Source organism: Thermostichus sp. OS-CIW-33, assembly GCF_054059615.1.
The window spans coordinates 55,617-69,551 of record NZ_JBSSCH010000007.1 but is presented as its reverse complement, the minus strand read 5'-3'; the positions used below and the strand labels follow the sequence as shown (position 1 = coordinate 69,551).

17 protein-coding genes are annotated in these 13,935 nt (G+C 59.2%); 11 read left to right on the top strand and 6 right to left on the bottom strand.

Annotated features, from left to right (window positions below):
- Positions 1 to 3: 3 nt before the first annotated feature.
- Positions 4 to 1,689: an S-layer homology domain-containing protein gene (locus ACVWZG_RS07035; RefSeq protein WP_457406174.1), complete on the bottom strand. Its 1,686-nt coding sequence runs from the start codon at positions 1,687 to 1,689 to the stop codon at positions 4 to 6.
- Between the two features lie 309 nt (positions 1,690 to 1,998).
- On the opposite strand from ACVWZG_RS07035, the gene psbE reads away from it, so the two are divergent.
- From psbE to ACVWZG_RS07000, 7 genes are all read left to right on the top strand, one after another.
- Complete coding sequence (gene psbE / locus ACVWZG_RS07030; RefSeq protein WP_011433109.1) at positions 1,999 to 2,244, top strand: cytochrome b559 subunit alpha; 246 nt, start codon at positions 1,999 to 2,001, stop codon at positions 2,242 to 2,244.
- 76 nt (positions 2,245 to 2,320) lie between these two features.
- Complete coding sequence (gene psbF / locus ACVWZG_RS07025; protein WP_011433110.1) at positions 2,321 to 2,452, top strand: cytochrome b559 subunit beta; 132 nt, start codon at positions 2,321 to 2,323, stop codon at positions 2,450 to 2,452.
- 5 nt (positions 2,453 to 2,457) lie between these two features.
- Positions 2,458 to 2,583 carry a photosystem II reaction center protein L gene (locus ACVWZG_RS07020; RefSeq protein ID WP_011433111.1) on the top strand — a complete coding sequence of 42 codons (126 nt, stop codon included), beginning with the start codon at positions 2,458 to 2,460 and terminating at the stop codon, positions 2,581 to 2,583.
- 141 nt (positions 2,584 to 2,724) lie between these two features.
- Complete coding sequence (locus ACVWZG_RS07015; RefSeq protein ID WP_011433112.1) at positions 2,725 to 2,844, top strand: photosystem II reaction center protein J; 120 nt, start codon at positions 2,725 to 2,727, stop codon at positions 2,842 to 2,844.
- Between the two features lie 526 nt (positions 2,845 to 3,370).
- The gene (locus ACVWZG_RS07010) at positions 3,371 to 3,841 is read left to right on the top strand and encodes a photosystem I reaction center protein subunit XI (protein ID WP_011433113.1); all 471 of its coding nucleotides are present in this window, start codon (positions 3,371 to 3,373) and stop codon (positions 3,839 to 3,841) included.
- A gap of 38 nt (positions 3,842 to 3,879) precedes the next feature.
- Positions 3,880 to 3,993, top strand: coding sequence for a photosystem I reaction center subunit VIII (locus ACVWZG_RS07005; RefSeq protein WP_011433114.1), 114 nt, complete (start codon positions 3,880 to 3,882; stop codon positions 3,991 to 3,993).
- A gap of 308 nt (positions 3,994 to 4,301) precedes the next feature.
- Positions 4,302 to 4,568 carry an ARPP-1 family domain-containing protein gene (locus ACVWZG_RS07000; protein ID WP_414399589.1) on the top strand — a complete coding sequence of 89 codons (267 nt, stop codon included), beginning with the start codon at positions 4,302 to 4,304 and terminating at the stop codon, positions 4,566 to 4,568.
- Positions 4,569 to 4,651: 83 nt separating this feature from the next.
- On the opposite strand, the gene ACVWZG_RS06995 is transcribed toward ACVWZG_RS07000, so the two are convergent.
- The 5 genes from ACVWZG_RS06995 to ACVWZG_RS06975 all read right to left on the bottom strand — a co-directional run bounded on the left by ACVWZG_RS06995 (position 4,652) and on the right by ACVWZG_RS06975 (position 9,784).
- Positions 4,652 to 6,076: a 1-acyl-sn-glycerol-3-phosphate acyltransferase gene (locus ACVWZG_RS06995; RefSeq protein WP_414329878.1), complete on the bottom strand. Its 1,425-nt coding sequence runs from the start codon at positions 6,074 to 6,076 to the stop codon at positions 4,652 to 4,654.
- A 340-nt stretch (positions 6,077 to 6,416) separates the two neighbouring features.
- Positions 6,417 to 8,009, bottom strand: a complete 1,593-nt coding sequence (locus ACVWZG_RS06990; protein WP_457406176.1) for an Hsp70 family protein — start codon at positions 8,007 to 8,009, stop codon at positions 6,417 to 6,419.
- On the bottom strand, positions 8,009 to 8,572 hold the full coding sequence (locus ACVWZG_RS06985; RefSeq protein WP_457406177.1) for a helix-turn-helix domain-containing protein: 564 nt from the start codon (positions 8,570 to 8,572) through the stop codon (positions 8,009 to 8,011). The genes ACVWZG_RS06990 and ACVWZG_RS06985 overlap by 1 nt, the downstream gene beginning before the upstream one ends.
- Positions 8,573 to 8,622: 50 nt before the next feature.
- Positions 8,623 to 9,165: a hypothetical protein gene (locus tag ACVWZG_RS06980; protein WP_457406180.1), complete on the bottom strand. Its 543-nt coding sequence runs from the start codon at positions 9,163 to 9,165 to the stop codon at positions 8,623 to 8,625.
- A 259-nt stretch (positions 9,166 to 9,424) separates the two neighbouring features.
- Positions 9,425 to 9,784, bottom strand: a complete 360-nt coding sequence (locus ACVWZG_RS06975; RefSeq protein ID WP_457406183.1) for a hypothetical protein — start codon at positions 9,782 to 9,784, stop codon at positions 9,425 to 9,427.
- Positions 9,785 to 9,961: 177 nt separating this feature from the next.
- On the opposite strand from ACVWZG_RS06975, the gene trpB reads away from it, so the two are divergent.
- Genes trpB through aroC form a run of 4 tightly spaced genes read left to right on the top strand, consistent with a single transcriptional unit; the run spans position 9,962 to position 13,931 of the window.
- Positions 9,962 to 11,215 (top strand): tryptophan synthase subunit beta, encoded by a 1,254-nt coding sequence (gene trpB / locus ACVWZG_RS06970; protein WP_457406225.1) that lies wholly within the window; start codon positions 9,962 to 9,964, stop codon positions 11,213 to 11,215.
- A gap of 37 nt (positions 11,216 to 11,252) precedes the next feature.
- Positions 11,253 to 11,987, top strand: a complete 735-nt coding sequence (locus ACVWZG_RS06965; RefSeq protein ID WP_457406184.1) for an AMMECR1 domain-containing protein — start codon at positions 11,253 to 11,255, stop codon at positions 11,985 to 11,987.
- Positions 11,977 to 12,741 (top strand): pantothenate kinase, encoded by a 765-nt coding sequence (locus tag ACVWZG_RS06960; protein WP_011433124.1) that lies wholly within the window; start codon positions 11,977 to 11,979, stop codon positions 12,739 to 12,741. The genes ACVWZG_RS06965 and ACVWZG_RS06960 overlap by 11 nt, the downstream gene beginning before the upstream one ends.
- Before the next feature lie 53 nt (positions 12,742 to 12,794).
- Positions 12,795 to 13,931, top strand: a complete 1,137-nt coding sequence (gene aroC, locus ACVWZG_RS06955) for a chorismate synthase (protein WP_414351901.1) — start codon at positions 12,795 to 12,797, stop codon at positions 13,929 to 13,931.
- Positions 13,932 to 13,935: the final 4 nt, after the last annotated feature.

The window sequence follows — 13,935 nt, the reverse complement described above, 5'->3', positions numbered from 1 at the left end:
TAGCTAAGGGGCGATGGTAATGGGCGAGGGGCTGGTTTGGGTGGTCTTTTGGCCCCCTCTTTGCAAAATCACCTCGATGATGCCGTTGTTGACCGGCTGCATGTTGAAGGGCAACTGCTGCTGGGTTTCGTATAGGCCCGGCGCTACCTCCCGCATTTCGACTTCCGGCGTTACCCCAACAATCCGAAAAGCAGCCCGCCCCCCCGGATCCCCTCGCATGGTGACTTTGAGAATTTCTCCCATGCGCAGATTGGTGCTGTTGGTGGTGACACTGAAAATCTGGGGCAGTCCCGTGGCGACGGGTGCGGAAACCGGCTGAATGGTGGAGCGGGTTCCTCTGGAGCCATCGATGGAAAAAGGAAAAATCTCCCGATGTTCCTGGCTGAGGCCGTCCTTGGTGAGCACAATCCTCAAGGTGGGATTGTTGGCCTGGTGGGTGGGGGCTACCACGTAGGTGCCTTCGTAGTGGTTGGGTCGTACCTCCCGCATCGGCTGGTTCAGGGCCAGATTCCCCAGATCAAACTGGGCGATCCCTCCGGACTCTCCCCAAATGGCAATGGTGAGAATATCCCCTTCCACCAAGTCGCGCTGGGGATCCAAGCGAATGGCCTCAATGCGCGGATAGCGATTGCTGGCTGCAGTCAGAGGGGCTGGCTGCGGCAGAGGAGCTGGGGGCGGAAACACCGACTCCACCGGCGGGGGAGCGACATTGCCCAAGGCCAGTTGAGGTAGCCGCCGTTGAACGCGGGTACTGACGCCATTGAGGGTCAACTGAATACTGATGTCGGGGCCAAAGACGGCATCCTGAGGACCAAGGCTATAAACTGCGCGGTAGTAGCCGGGCTGCACCTCCTGCATCGGCAGACCCTGAACCACGCTGCCGATATCAACCGTAGCCCTGCCGTTGGGAGTGGCCTGCGCTTCAATGGTCAAGGTTCCCCCTGCAGGAACGCTTCCTCCCTCGGGAGTGATCCGCGTTTGGAAGATTTCGGGTTGGACAGTCTCGGCCACCCGGGCTGGGGAGGGACGCAACTGGGCCACAGGGGGTGGCAAGGGCGGAAGCTGACCGCGATACACCAGGGCCTGATGCAACAACACCGCCCCTTCTGCTCGCCTCAGCACGCGATTGGGCTGAAGACGAGCTGGATCCGGCACATTCACCAGCAGCCCCGCTTCGCCTGCCATGGCCACAAAAGCCCGCCCTACCTCCGGCACATCAGCCGCATCGGTGTACAGAGCCATCCAGCGCTCAATGTCGGCCTGGGTGGGAGCAGGCAATTGCAGAGCCCGCACCAAAATGGCCAGGGCTTCCAGGTGGGTGATATCCCCTTGCGGGCGAAACTCGTTGCCCTCGTATAGGCGCATGGCCCCCGCCTGCAGCACGGCTTGGGCAGTCCAATAGTCGGGGGTGTTGGGCTCTAGGTCGCGAATCTCCTGCACCTGGTTGGGATTGGGAATGTAGCCGAAAAACTCCGTCAGCCACTGGGCCAATTCCAGACGGGTCAGGGTGGCTGACAGGGGTTCTTGGGTGATCACCACATCTGTCTGACGTTCCAGAGCCGCCACGTAGGGGTCGGTCCAGGCCAGCGAGGCTTGCTGCTCCACCCCTTGGGACCAAGCCGGCAAGCTGACACCCGACCAGCCCAGCGTCCAACACAAGCTCAGAGCTAGGGGCCACGAGCACCGCATAGCTGTCACTCCTGTTCCAACAACATCCCCTCAGGGCCAGCTTATCTCAAACTTCCGCCCCATCCTCAAGCCCTCGATGCCCCTTGGGATTGCGCCCTTTGGCAGTGAGATTCTGAAAACTCGGGTAAGAAGGTTCGCCGCAGGGATCCCTTAGGAGATTTTACCTATGCAAGACGGGATCCGGCTTGACAGCAAAGGGCCTAAGCAAGGGTCTCGTAACTTGTAGTTGTGCATCCAAATCCTTATCATTGTGTTATAGACTCAGAAAGTTCAGAAAGCACTTTTGCCCCTACCCTAGGGAGGAGTTTCATGGCTGGCAGCACCGGAGAGCGACCTTTTGTCGATATCATTACCAGTGTCCGCTACTGGGTTATTCACGCCCTGACCATTCCCGCTTTGTTTTTGGCAGGCTGGCTTTTTGTGAGCACTGGCCTGGCCTATGATATTTTTGGCACCCCGCGCCCCAATGAGTATTTCACGGCAGAGCGCCAGGAGTTGCCGATCGTTAGCGATCGCTTCAATGCTCTGGAGGAGCTGGAGAGGCTGACTCGCTAGGAGTGCCCGTGGGTAAGTGGACTATTCGTTGTTGCAATTTGTAAGTTGATTGAGCTTTTTGCGTAGGGTGATATCTATGGCCACTAAATCTGATGAACCCGTTTTTTACCCTGTTTTTACCGTCCGTTGGCTGGCGGTGCATACCTTGGCGATCCCAACTGTTTTCTTCTTGGGAGCTATTGCTGCAATGCAGTTTATTCAACGGTGAACCCAATGGCTGATCAACCCGAAAGGAATCCCAACTCCCAACCGGTGGAGCTAAACCGCACTTCCCTTTACCTGGGTTTGCTGCTGGTGTTTGTGGTTGGGCTGTTGTTCTCCAGCTATTTTCTCAACTGAGGCCAGGATCCCACTCTGCTCTTGGAGTTGGGAAAGAGCGCAGGGGACAATGCTGGCTTTTGGCTAGCCCTTGCTCCCCTTTGCTAAGTTTACTGAGAATGTAATTGCTGCTAGTTCTGTCTTTTTTGGAGACCAGTTGCTATGACCAGTCAAGCAAGGATCCCTTTGTGGATAGTGGCTGTGGTTGCCGGTTTGGGTGTGATCACGGTAGTTGGGCTCTTTTTCTATGGCTCCTATGTGGGCCTAGGCTCTAGTCTGTAGGTTTGAGGTTTTCGGTCTGGTAGTAGCCCCCAATAGGTAGGGGTAAAGGGTCCCATGGTTTTTACGACCTAGCCGAATTCAGTTAGGCTTTGTTGACCCATGGCCAGTGTATCTACCACTTTTTTCGGGGCTACCTACCACAGCGCAATATCGATCCCTTGCCCAGCAGGGATCCCACTTCATTGCAGACCTTAATACTCAACTTAATACTCAATACACAGTCCGAAAAAGCTGCCGCTATTCCTCACCACTGGTTACAACCAGGCGGTGAATCTGGACTTCTCTCTTCTCCCCCTGGAGAGGGTGAAGTTCGCGTTAGCAGGTCAGGGATCATGGGCAAGAGCGCGAATTGCTGAGGACAGGTTCTGCGAGGGAATGTCTCAAACTTATGTCTCAAACTTATTTAGAAGAGTTATCTCTGTGTTAAGCGAGCATGAACTTTTTTAACGATCCGGGTGGTGGTTGCCGAGAGGGTAACTTAGGCCCCGTAGAATGAATCGCAAAATTCCAGGCAGGACATTCGGACATGGATTACATTCGCACCTTTAACGACGATCCCTGCGAGGGGCATCTTTCGACGCCCATCAGCGATTCTCCTGTCACCCGTCTGTTTATCAACAATCTCCCCATCAACCGTCCTGGCTTATCGCCGCTGTTGCGGGGTCTAGAAATTGGGCTGGCCCATGGCTATTTCTTGGTAGGGCCAGAAATTGTGCTGGGGCCGCTGCGGGATTACCCTGAGGCAGCTAACTTAGGCGGGCTGGTTACGGCGATGGCGATTGTGCTGCTGGGAACCGCCTGCATGTCGGCCTATGGCAGCGTTACCTTCGGAAACAAGCCGGAGACGCCGGGGGCCGCTCCTCTGGCTACAGCTCGGGGTTGGGGGGATCTGACGGCAGGATTTTTCTTGGGAGGTATGGGTGGAGTGTTCGCTGCCTACTTCCTGCTGGAGAACTTTGCCGGGATCGACGCCATCTTTCGAGGGTTGGTGAATTAGTTGTCAAGTTTGTCACATCACTTGAGAGGAGCAAAATCATGACCGGTTCTTACGCTGCTGCTTATCTTCCTTGGATTTTTATCCCCATTGTTGGTTGGCTGCTTCCTGCGGTAGGCATGGCAGTGCTTTTTTTGTACATTGAGCGGGACTAGTCCCGGAGTGCTTTGATACTCACTAGTGCTGATTAATTTCAATTATTTCAGGCTAGAGATCAACCCCAGATATTGAGGCAGGGATCCCTTTTTTAGGGATCCCTCTCTTTTGGTCAGGATGATTTCCATCCGCGCTACCAGAGTCCCGAAAGGCGAAGGCTGTCCCCTCACCTCTTTTTTTTTTTTAGGAAGGGAGCATTTCCAAAGGACTTTAGATTGGAGCAGGATCCGGCGAGCTGATCCCAAGCCAACAAGGGGAAGGGCAGCTTCCGCAACACCCTTGCAACTTCAACGAGAAGGAGGAGTCGATGGCCAGCCTTAACTTTCCAACCCTGCGTATTGGGGATCCCATTCAAGAGGGCAGTTTCCAGGTTTTCCCTCTCTTTTCTCAGGGGGAGCAGGAAGTTGCCTATCGCCTTCCAGATCTGCAAACCAAGGAAGCAACCATCACCGAGGTGAGCGAGGCCGGAGCAGTACCTCACCTGGTTGTGGAAAACCACAGTGAGTTCCTATTGCTGCTGGGAGTACCGAGCAGAGTCCCAGCGGGGCGACCAAGGCTCAGCTCTGTTCTATGATGGGAAGGTGGTTTATCTTTCAGCAGTCTCTCGGCAGTAGTGCCAGGCTTCTCACCTAAGCTGGTTCCCCCTTTGGGGGATCCCTAGAAATTGGAAAAAGAAAGAAATTGGAAAGAAAAAACATCCTGAGTTAGCTCGGTCACCGCCTGTTTGGCTTCCTGGCGGCCTCGGCAATACCGCTCTAACCGCTCGCTAACGGAGATGGGATCCCCGACGGTCACGTGAACCCCCCGCCAGCCTAAGCGAGGGCGGGCTGGGTAGGATTCCCCTCGAAGGCGGGCCAGCACATCAAATAGAATGAGGGCAGTTTCTGCCAGCCGCTCAAAAGAGGGTTTGCTCAGCAAATACTCTTCCTGGACGGCTACACAGCTTTCCACCAAGCGCATGTGCTGCAGGTAGAGCGTTGCCTGGTGGGCTTTCCAGTCGAGCAACCCCCGCTGCAGGGGAGACAGGGATCCAGGATGCCGCAATTCTTCTCGGTAAATCTGGATCCAGGCGACTTCTTCAATGCGGCGGCAGCGGCTGTTCCAATCCCCCTGGGGAGATAGGCCAAAGTAGGTCTCTGCGGTTTCCAGGGCTCTGTGGAGCAGCCGCTCCAGGCGAGCGTTAAAGTGGCCAGGGGCTAGCCTCTGCTCTATCCGTGGTTCTTCTTCATCTCTCCCAGAGATGAAGGGAGGTAGGTCGTAGAAAGCTTCCAGTTGTCCCAGGAGATGCTGGGCTAGGCGGCAGATCCGCTGGGTGTAGCGAAGGTTGGGGCTCCTGGAGGATCTTGGCTCTGGCTTCGGAGGCGTCAACCCACTCAGGTGCTCAAGGCGCGCCAGCAGGCGCTCCAGCTTCGTCCAGGAGGGATCCGTGTAGTAGTACCGAATGCCAATGGGCAGCAAAATGACGGTCTCTGAGCGACCAGCTTTGGCCAGGTCCTCGGCGCACCAAAAGCACAGCTGAGCCATTCCCGGTTCCAGGGGATTGATCCGTTCGCTGTGGCCGTTGGTGGCTCCTTCTGGGGCGATTGCAAAGGGAAATTGCCCATCCAGGAGCAGTTGCCGGGCCGCCTTTAGCGCCACCCGATCCACCCTCCGACCGCGGCGTATAGGGATCCCGCCCAGGCGAGACAACAGCCACCCCAGCCATTCCCCTCCCCAGAGGGGCATGCCCCGGTCGTAGAGAAAATGGGCGTGAAGGGGTTCTCGAAGGCGGATCCCTTGTCGACGGGCGGCTTCGGGCACCAGGCGAGATAGAACGTACAGGCCCACCAGCGGGTCATCCACCTCCACATGTCGGAAAGCCAGGACTAGGCGAATTTGACCCTCCTGGAACTGGTGGTAGAGCCGCGCCAAGATCTCCGCCCCTGTGGCCTCGATTTTGGCAATGCCGGAAGGAAGCCAGCGCCGCACCCTCACCCGCAAGAGCAGGGGCAGGATCCCGTGGACGAGCCGTAGCACCCAGGCGCTATAGGCGGGCGGAATAAAGTCGAGGGGAGGACGGGCAAAATGGGGCGGTGGTGACAAGAGCAAGATTTGTTCCCAAGGTAGCTCAAGAGAAGAAGTGTAGTTAAACGCAAATCAGATTCATATCCCATCGCTCAGATTATTCATCAAGTCGCTACAGAGATCACTGGATATGCAGCCATTCTCAATCAATAATCAATATCAACAATATCAATGATTGAGATCCTTCCCCTGAGACCCCACGCCGTCGGCGCAACCGCTCTCTACTCTCCTCAAGCCCCCGACCCCTCTCTCACAAGGGGAGATGAGAGTTGGGAATCGTGGCCATGTCGTGCCCTTTACATTGCTTTCTTTGTCTTCCGTTGCAGTGAAGACGCTCTCTTCTCTCTACTTTCGTCTCTTAACTCAAGGTGGCTACAGGCTGGGCCTCTGCCAAGAGCGCCTGAGTTTGCAGGTCGGTGATGGTGACCAACAAGCGCCGCGAGCTATCAATGGCAAATTCGACGCGAAGGCGATCCTCTCCCACGCGGCCAGGGGGCTGCAAACGGGCCAGACAAATTGGTGATGACTCCGTCGAAGTAGCGCGAACGGTTGGGGATCCAAGAGGAGCTAGGGATCGGAAATCGGTTTGCCGGGTGAGTTGACGGCTGCTCATCCGCCCCAGCTCGTCGTAAACCACTTCCGACTGGACTACCTGGGCCACTTCTCCCACCTCTAGGCGAATCTCCGTTTGTCCGTCATTGGCCACTTGCAGGATCAAGGGCTCAGCCCGTCGGCAGGGATAGGGGCTGCCCTGTTCGAAGAGGGGGTAGTAGATGTAGCTTTTCTGCAAGGGATCCCAGAGGCGGAGGGCATAGCTGTGGTGCAGGCGATCCTCCAGCTTCACCTGGCGGCCCACCTGCAGGGCGCCCAGGGCCACAGCATCGAAGGGGCGTTCGCAGCGCACTTTCTTTTTGCCGAAGTAGGAGCGCAGCAGCTCTTGAACTGCTGGCAGTTGGGAGCTGCCTCCTACCAAGAGCACCTGCTCAATTTGGTTCTTGCCCAATCCCCTCGCCTGGGCGGTGAGGAGAACGTCGTCTAGGCACTGGCGGATTTGATCCAAAAGCTGACGAGCTTCCAGGATCTCTTCCAGCTCCTGCCGGCTTAACTTCAACTCATGGGCAGTGAGGGCTTCGTCGTCAAACCAACTGCCCACCGCTTCCATCTGAGTGGAAAGGGCGATCTTGAGCTGTTCCGCCTGCTCCAGGAGGTTGAGCCAGCCCAGAGCTCCAATTTGCTGTCGGCTTAGCCCCAGTTGCTGCAGTAGGTAGTCGGCAATCCAAATGTCGATGTCCACCCCGCCCACATAGGCATCGGCCTTGGCGATCACCTCCGCTTTGAGGACAGGGCTACCCGCTTGGGGAGCGAGGGTGCGCACCAAGCTGAGATCCAAGGTACCGCCGCCGAAATCCACCACCAGCACTAGGGATCCCGGCTGGCCAACCGCATAGCCCAGGGCTGCTGCCGTGGCTTCATCGACAATTTGAACGGGATCCCAGCCACAGGCACTGGCCACTCCCCGCAGCCAATTGAGGTAGCGCTCAAAAGAGCCGACAGGGGCGGTGAACACCAGCTGTTGCGGCTGCAGGTGTTCTTTCGGGACAGCTTCCATCACCGTCTGCAAAAAAGCTTGGGCCACCCTCTCGGCGTCGTAGCGCTCTCCATCTAGAACTCGCGGCGGAGGGACAAACTCCGCCACCAAGTCCCGCTTAAACCCCTGAAACAGCCGTTGCGGATCCACTGCCCCCCACCGACCGGCGCGCACGGTTTCCCCCACCAGGAGCTGGCCTTTTCCCTTCACGTAGACCAAGCTGGGAATAGCCGAGTGGTCTGGGCGAGAGAGGCCGGGAAGAGTGAGGAGACGGGGCACTGCTTGGGCGGGATCCCAAACTGCCACCACCGTGTTGCTGGTGCCAAAATCAATGGCTAGGGTCGCTTTGGGGGCAGGTGCCATCAGCTCAATCCTCCAGGCAGGGAACGGCTGACTTTGGCTGGGCAGAGGACGTGGTCACCGCGGCGGTAGCCGACAAAGCGAATGTAAACGGGATCCCCCTTCTGAATATCCGGCTGATCCGGCTGATGCCGTTGCGGATCGAAGGGGACGGATTCAAGGGGGCTGCCAATGGACTCATACCCCCAGTGCTGCAGCAGAGCATCCAGGGATCGAAACAAGGCAATCACGTTTTGGGCCGGCCAATCGGGCTTGCGCTGGGCAATCTGGCGGACAGTGGGGTAGCTGGTCAGCAGCGGCTGCAGCAGAGAGAAGAGGACTTCTGAGGAATCGGTGGCTCCCATTTTGTCATTCCCGTTGAGGCGCAGCAGGGATCCCAAATCCCACTGCAGAGCGGCAGCCAACTTTTGCAGTTGCTCCAGGCGCAGGGATCCCCACTTCCCCTGGCGCACCTGATCAAGGGCGCGGCGGCTGATCCCGGCCTGGGCCTGTAAAGCCCGCCAAGAAGACAGGCCAACAACCCGCATCCGCTCCAGCAGGCAATCATCCAGAGGTTTCTTCACCATCGTTTTTGCCAGGGATCCCTACCGATCTTGTCCCAGATTCGGGGCTTGGCTCAGGGATCGGCAAGGCGCAGGGAACGGGCTATAGCTTCCACATCTCGGTCATAGCGCTCGCGCCGGCTGGCCGGGTACACGAACTCAAAGCCAGCTTGCAGCGAAGGGCGGACAACTGTTTTGAGATAGAAAATCCGCTGGCCAAAGGGGTCCGCACCGCTGACACGAACGGGCTCGTAGCCGGAGACCACAAAGAAATCCCGGCCAACAGCTTGGTAAGTAACCCGGCGTTGGTTTTCCCGGCTGCGGCGAAGTTCTTCCTGCAGGGCGCTGGCGGGCGTTGCTTGAAAAATGTTGTACTCACCCCAAACGCGCAGCTCAGCCCCGTCTTGACCGAGAAACACTTGGCCATCGCCGTTGTCGGATTCCCCTTGCGGGATAAAGTCTGCCGGGTAGTCGATGCGGTAGCCGAAACGGGCATTGAGATAGGGCCGGAAACCGGCTTGGGCAACGGGAAGGGCGGGGGCGGGAGCAATGACGGGGATCCCCGCTCCTAGGATCAGTCCGGCAAGCAGACAAGCTAGGCGAGCAGCAGACTTCATGGTTTTGATTGCTCTAATCTGTAGCTATCCTAAGCTCTCTCACCTCCAGCCCCTCTCCTAGGGGGACAGAATTTGGTTTGTCCAAGCTCTTTCCCAAAAGACAAAGGGAATAGGAATCCAAGTTTCACTGCCGTTGAGAATGGGTCGGTTGCGCCGCTTGTATCTGGGTGCCACTTGAAATAGTAGGTATAGCATCTTTTTCGAGAGTTTGAAATAAAATACCGATTTTTGGGCCACTATTTTGTTTTGTCGACCAAGTTTAAGTTTGCCGATCAACATCAGGGTTTTGGCCGGAGCGCAGCCGTTCGATTTCTTCTCTTGCCCGCTGGATAGCGCTGCAATTGTCTACCGCTGCCCAGGTAGAGGCCAGAAACAGCCCAGGGAGAGAAACCTCTCCTTCTTCGTCGCTAAACAACACGCCGATGAAGAGACACCACCCCAGAAAGATCATCAGAGCTTTCCACCGCCGCGTGTAGAGGTAGGCTCCGAAGGCAAGCAGAATGGACAAAAAGATCGCCACCCCCTGAGACTTTTGAGAAAGGGCATAGGTACGACGAATTTCTGCATCCGCTCTTTTTTGATCTTCTTGCCGCAGCAACTCTTGTAGATGTTCGTCCATAGGCCACCCAAACCTGACGGCCTTATCTTAAAAATCCTGGGAAGACCCTTGTTCAAAACAACTTTTCGGGATCCCACGGCAGAAGAAGAGAGGCGAGACTGGTCATCGCCCCTTCCTTCTGTAGAATGGGAAAGCCTCTCTCTAGTTGCAGGCTACAAGGCCCGGACGGACTCTGCCATGACCTCAGCTTCTTTTGCTTTTTCCCCTCGTGTTTTGGATCCCCTTGACCCTCAAGTGCGTCCGGATCCCCAGGGGCGGTTTGGGCCGTTTGGGGGTCGGTTTGTGCCGGAAACCCTGATGAGCGCCCTAACGGAGCTGGAGGAAGCCTTTGAGCAGCATTGGCGGGATCCCGACTTTCGCGCCGAGTTTCACAACCTGTTGCGGGATTTTGTTGGGCGGCCCAGCCCCCTCTACTTTGCCCAGCGGCTAACCGAATACTACGGCGGCCCGCAGATCTACCTGAAGCGGGAAGATCTCAACCACACCGGCGCCCACAAGATCAACAACGCCCTTGGCCAAGTGCTGCTGGCGGTGCGCATGGGCAAGCGGCGGATCATTGCCGAGACTGGCGCCGGCCAACATGGGGTGGCCACGGCAACCGTGTGCGCCCGCTTTGGCCTAGAATGCGTCATCTACATGGGGGCGCTGGATATGGAGCGGCAGGCCCCCAATGTGCAGCGGATGCGCCTTTTGGGCGCTGAGGTGCGGGGAGTGGAATCGGGCACGCGCACCCTCAAAGACGCCCTCTCCGAGGCCATCCGCGACTGGGTAACCAACGTGGAGACCACCCACTACGTCATCGGCACGGTGGCGGGGCCCCACCCTTACCCGAAGCTGGTGCGGGCCTTTCACGATGTCATCGGCCAGGAGACGCGGCAGCAGTGCCAGGAAAAATGGGGAGGGCTGCCGGATGTGTTGCTGGCCTGTGTGGGGGGTGGATCCAACGCGCTGGGGCTGTTCAACGAGTTTGTCCGGGATCCCCAGGTGCGGCTGATCGGCATTGAAGCTGCCGGAGAAGGGCTGCACACGCCCCGCCACGCCGCTACCCTCAACCGCGGTCGCATCGGGGTCTTGCACGGGGCGATGAGCTACCTGCTGCAGGATGAAGAAGGTCAGGTGCAGGAGGCCCACTCCATCAGCGCTGGCTTGGATTATCCTGGCGTGGGGCCAGAGCACAGCTACCTAAAAGAAATCGGGCGGGCCGAGTACTACGCGGTTACTGACGACGAAGCGGTGGAAGCGCTGCTGCTGCTGTCGCGGCTGGAAGGGATCATCCCCGCGCTGGAGACGGCCCATGCGCTGGCCTACCTGAAAACTTTGGCCCCACAGCTCGGATCCCAGCAACGGGTAGTGGTCAACTGTTCTGGGCGCGGCGACAAGGATTTGAACACCGTTTTCAAGTATTTGCAGCAGAGAGGGCGTAGCTTTTAGAGTACGGTTGTTGTGACCACCAACGGGATTCTCTTGGGTGTTCACCTGCCGAGTTCACTTCACGGTTCGATTGCTGGGTCTTCTCGGCCTGCTCCTGGCTGCGGGGCTGGGCTTGTGGACGGGATCCGTGGGTGGTCCGCACCGCTGGCACAACCGCACGGGCGAGACGGAGTTCAATAAGGACTCCGTCCCGCTAACGCGATCAGCAGGGATCCCCTCTCCCAGCCGGCGACAACCTCTCCCTGACACCCTGCCGGCGCTGGCGCGTCAGGCCATTGCCTACTACTTCGCCACCGGCCAGGTGCTGCCACCTCCAGAGGAGATCCCGCCCCACTGGCGGCGCTCTGCGGGGGTTTTTGTAACGGTGAGTACAGGGGGTCGGCCCCGCGGCTGCTGGGGCAGCTTGGATCCCAGCGGCGAGGACCTGGTCAGGGCCACCATCCGGGCGGCGGTGGGGGCAGTCACCCGCGATTGGCGCTACGTGCCTCTGCGACCTGGGGAGCTGGAGTCGGCCTCCATTCAGGTAGCCATTGTGCGGCGGGTGGTGCCCATTGCGTCGGCGGGACGGAGTCCTTTCGCCGCCGTGGAGCAGGTGGATCCAACCCGCACGGGCTTGTTTATCCGCTCCGGAACACGGGGGGCGGTGTTGCTGCCGGGAGAAGCTTTGACGACGGAATGGCAGCTCGCCACTGCCAAGAGGTTGGCCGGGATCCCTGCCGACCAGCCGGTGGAGCTGTTTCGCGTGGAGGCAGAGCTGCTGCATGAGTTTTGAGGAGGGGGCAGATCTCAACGCTTCGCACTGTTGTCGTGAGTGGCTGGCAGCCGTGCTGGGCAACACTCACGTGCGCTGGGGTTGGTTTGTGGAGGAGACCCTGGTGAAGGTGGAGCGGTTTCCTGCTCACCAGCCCTTGTCCTGGCCGCAGCAGACAGAGCTGTGGCTGGCTCCTGTGGGCTCTGCCCCCCTGCCGCCAGCATCGCCCTGGGTGCATCAGTTGGAGCTGTCGCAGGTGCCGCTGCGGGATCCCTACCCGGGGTTGGGGCTGGATCGGGCTTTGGCCCTGTGGGCTGCTGGGATCCACTACGGCTGGCCCTGTTTGGTCATCGACGCGGGTACTGCCCTGACCCTCACAGGAGCTGACTCTGAAGGATCCCTGGTGGGAGGGGCCATCTTGCCCGGCCTGGGGTTGCAGGCGCAGGCGTTGGCTGATCACACAGCCCTGCTGCCCAAAGTGCAGTGGGATCCGCAGGATCCCTTGCCCCCTCGCTGGGCCAACGACACCGTGGCTGCCATCCGCAGCGGCATCCTCCACACCCTCTTGGCTGGCTTGCGCGAGTTCATTGCCGACTGGCGTCGCCGCTTTCCCCAAGGCCCCCTGCTGCTGACCGGCGGGGATGGGAAGTGGCTCCACCCTCACTTGGGCCCGCTTGACCCAGAGCTGCGCTGGGATCCCCACCTGGTGTTGCGGGGAATTGCCGGCTGCCGCCAGCTGCACCGCACTGCCCGCCACTCCCCTAGTGCAGAATAGAAAACAGTCTCTCCCAGCCGCCTGCGAGTAACGGCTTCTTGCTTGGGGATCCCATGGCCAACGGCAACTCCTTCGGTGTCCTGTTTTGCGTGACCACCTATGGCGAGTCCCACGGGGGGGCGGTGGGGGTGGTGGTGGATGGCTGCCCGCCGCGGCTGCCCTTGAGCGAGGCCGACATTCAGGCAGAGCTGGATCGGCGGCGTCCTGGCCAGAGCCCCATCACGACGCCCCGCCAGGAAGCGGATCGCTGCCAGATCCTCTCCGGGGTTTTTCAGGGCTTTACGCTGGGCACCCCCATCCACATCCTGGTGCGCAACCAGGATGCCCGCCCCCAGGACTACCAGGAGATGGCCACCACCTTCCGCCCTTCCCATGCCGATGCCACCTACCAGGCCAAGTACGGCATCCGCAACTGGCAGGGGGGCGGACGGGCCTCAGCGCGAGAAACCATTGGCCGGGTGGCTGCCGGGGCCATTGCCAAGAAGATCCTGCGCCTAGCGGCAGGGGTGGAGATCCTGGCCTACGTGCAGCGGGTAAAAGACGTGGAAGCCCAGGTGGATCCCAGCTCGGTAACTGCAGAGCAGGTGGAGGCCAACATCGTCCGCTGCCCCGATCCCCAAGCGGCGGCGGCCATGATCCAAAAAATTGAGGAGGCGGCGCGGGAAGGGGATTCGCTGGGGGGAGTGGTGGAGTGTGTAGCCCGCCGGGTGCCGCGCGGGCTGGGATCCCCGGTGTTTGACAAGCTGGAGGCCGACTTGGCCAAGGCGGTGATGTCCCTGCCAGCCAGCAAGGGGTTTGAGATTGGCTCGGGGTTTGCCGGCACCTACCTGACGGGCAAGCAGCACAACGACGAGTTTTACATGACCCCCGGCGGCTGGCGCACCCGCAGCAACCGCTCCGGCGGCATCCAGGGGGGCATCAGCAACGGCGAAGACATCGTCCTGCGGGTAGCCTTTAAGCCCACTGCCACCATTCGCCAGCCTCAAAACACCGTCACCCTCAATGGGCAAGAGACGGTTTTGGCGGCGCGGGGACGCCACGATCCCTGTGTCTTGCCGCGGGCAGTGCCGATGGTGGAGGCGATGGTGGCCCTGGTCCTCTGCGACCATCTGCTGCGCCACCACGCCCAGTGCGGATCCCTGGTCTTGCCGGAGGTGCCCCTCCCTGTCGCCGCTGCTCCCCAGGCCTAGGAGT

Coding starts and splice junctions, on each gene's coding strand:
- ACVWZG_RS06975 (WP_457406183.1), bottom strand. CDS start 9,784: ATGGACGAACATCTACAAGAGTTGCTGCGGCAAGAAGATCAAAAAAGA.
- psbE (WP_011433109.1), top strand. CDS start 1,999: ATGGCTGGCAGCACCGGAGAGCGACCTTTTGTCGATATCATTACCAGT.
- ACVWZG_RS07015 (WP_011433112.1), top strand. CDS start 2,725: ATGACCAGTCAAGCAAGGATCCCTTTGTGGATAGTGGCTGTGGTTGCC.
- ACVWZG_RS06980 (WP_457406180.1), bottom strand. CDS start 9,165: ATGAAGTCTGCTGCTCGCCTAGCTTGTCTGCTTGCCGGACTGATCCTA.
- trpB (WP_457406225.1), top strand. CDS start 9,962: ATGACCTCAGCTTCTTTTGCTTTTTCCCCTCGTGTTTTGGATCCCCTT.
- ACVWZG_RS06960 (WP_011433124.1), top strand. CDS start 11,977: ATGAGTTTTGAGGAGGGGGCAGATCTCAACGCTTCGCACTGTTGTCGT.
- aroC (WP_414351901.1), top strand. CDS start 12,795: ATGGCCAACGGCAACTCCTTCGGTGTCCTGTTTTGCGTGACCACCTAT.
- ACVWZG_RS07005 (WP_011433114.1), top strand. CDS start 3,880: ATGACCGGTTCTTACGCTGCTGCTTATCTTCCTTGGATTTTTATCCCC.
- ACVWZG_RS06985 (WP_457406177.1), bottom strand. CDS start 8,572: ATGGTGAAGAAACCTCTGGATGATTGCCTGCTGGAGCGGATGCGGGTT.
- ACVWZG_RS06990 (WP_457406176.1), bottom strand. CDS start 8,009: ATGGCACCTGCCCCCAAAGCGACCCTAGCCATTGATTTTGGCACCAGC.
- ACVWZG_RS07020 (WP_011433111.1), top strand. CDS start 2,458: ATGGCTGATCAACCCGAAAGGAATCCCAACTCCCAACCGGTGGAGCTA.
- ACVWZG_RS07010 (WP_011433113.1), top strand. CDS start 3,371: ATGGATTACATTCGCACCTTTAACGACGATCCCTGCGAGGGGCATCTT.
- ACVWZG_RS07000 (WP_414399589.1), top strand. CDS start 4,302: ATGGCCAGCCTTAACTTTCCAACCCTGCGTATTGGGGATCCCATTCAA.
- psbF (WP_011433110.1), top strand. CDS start 2,321: ATGGCCACTAAATCTGATGAACCCGTTTTTTACCCTGTTTTTACCGTC.
- ACVWZG_RS07035 (WP_457406174.1), bottom strand. CDS start 1,689: ATGCGGTGCTCGTGGCCCCTAGCTCTGAGCTTGTGTTGGACGCTGGGC.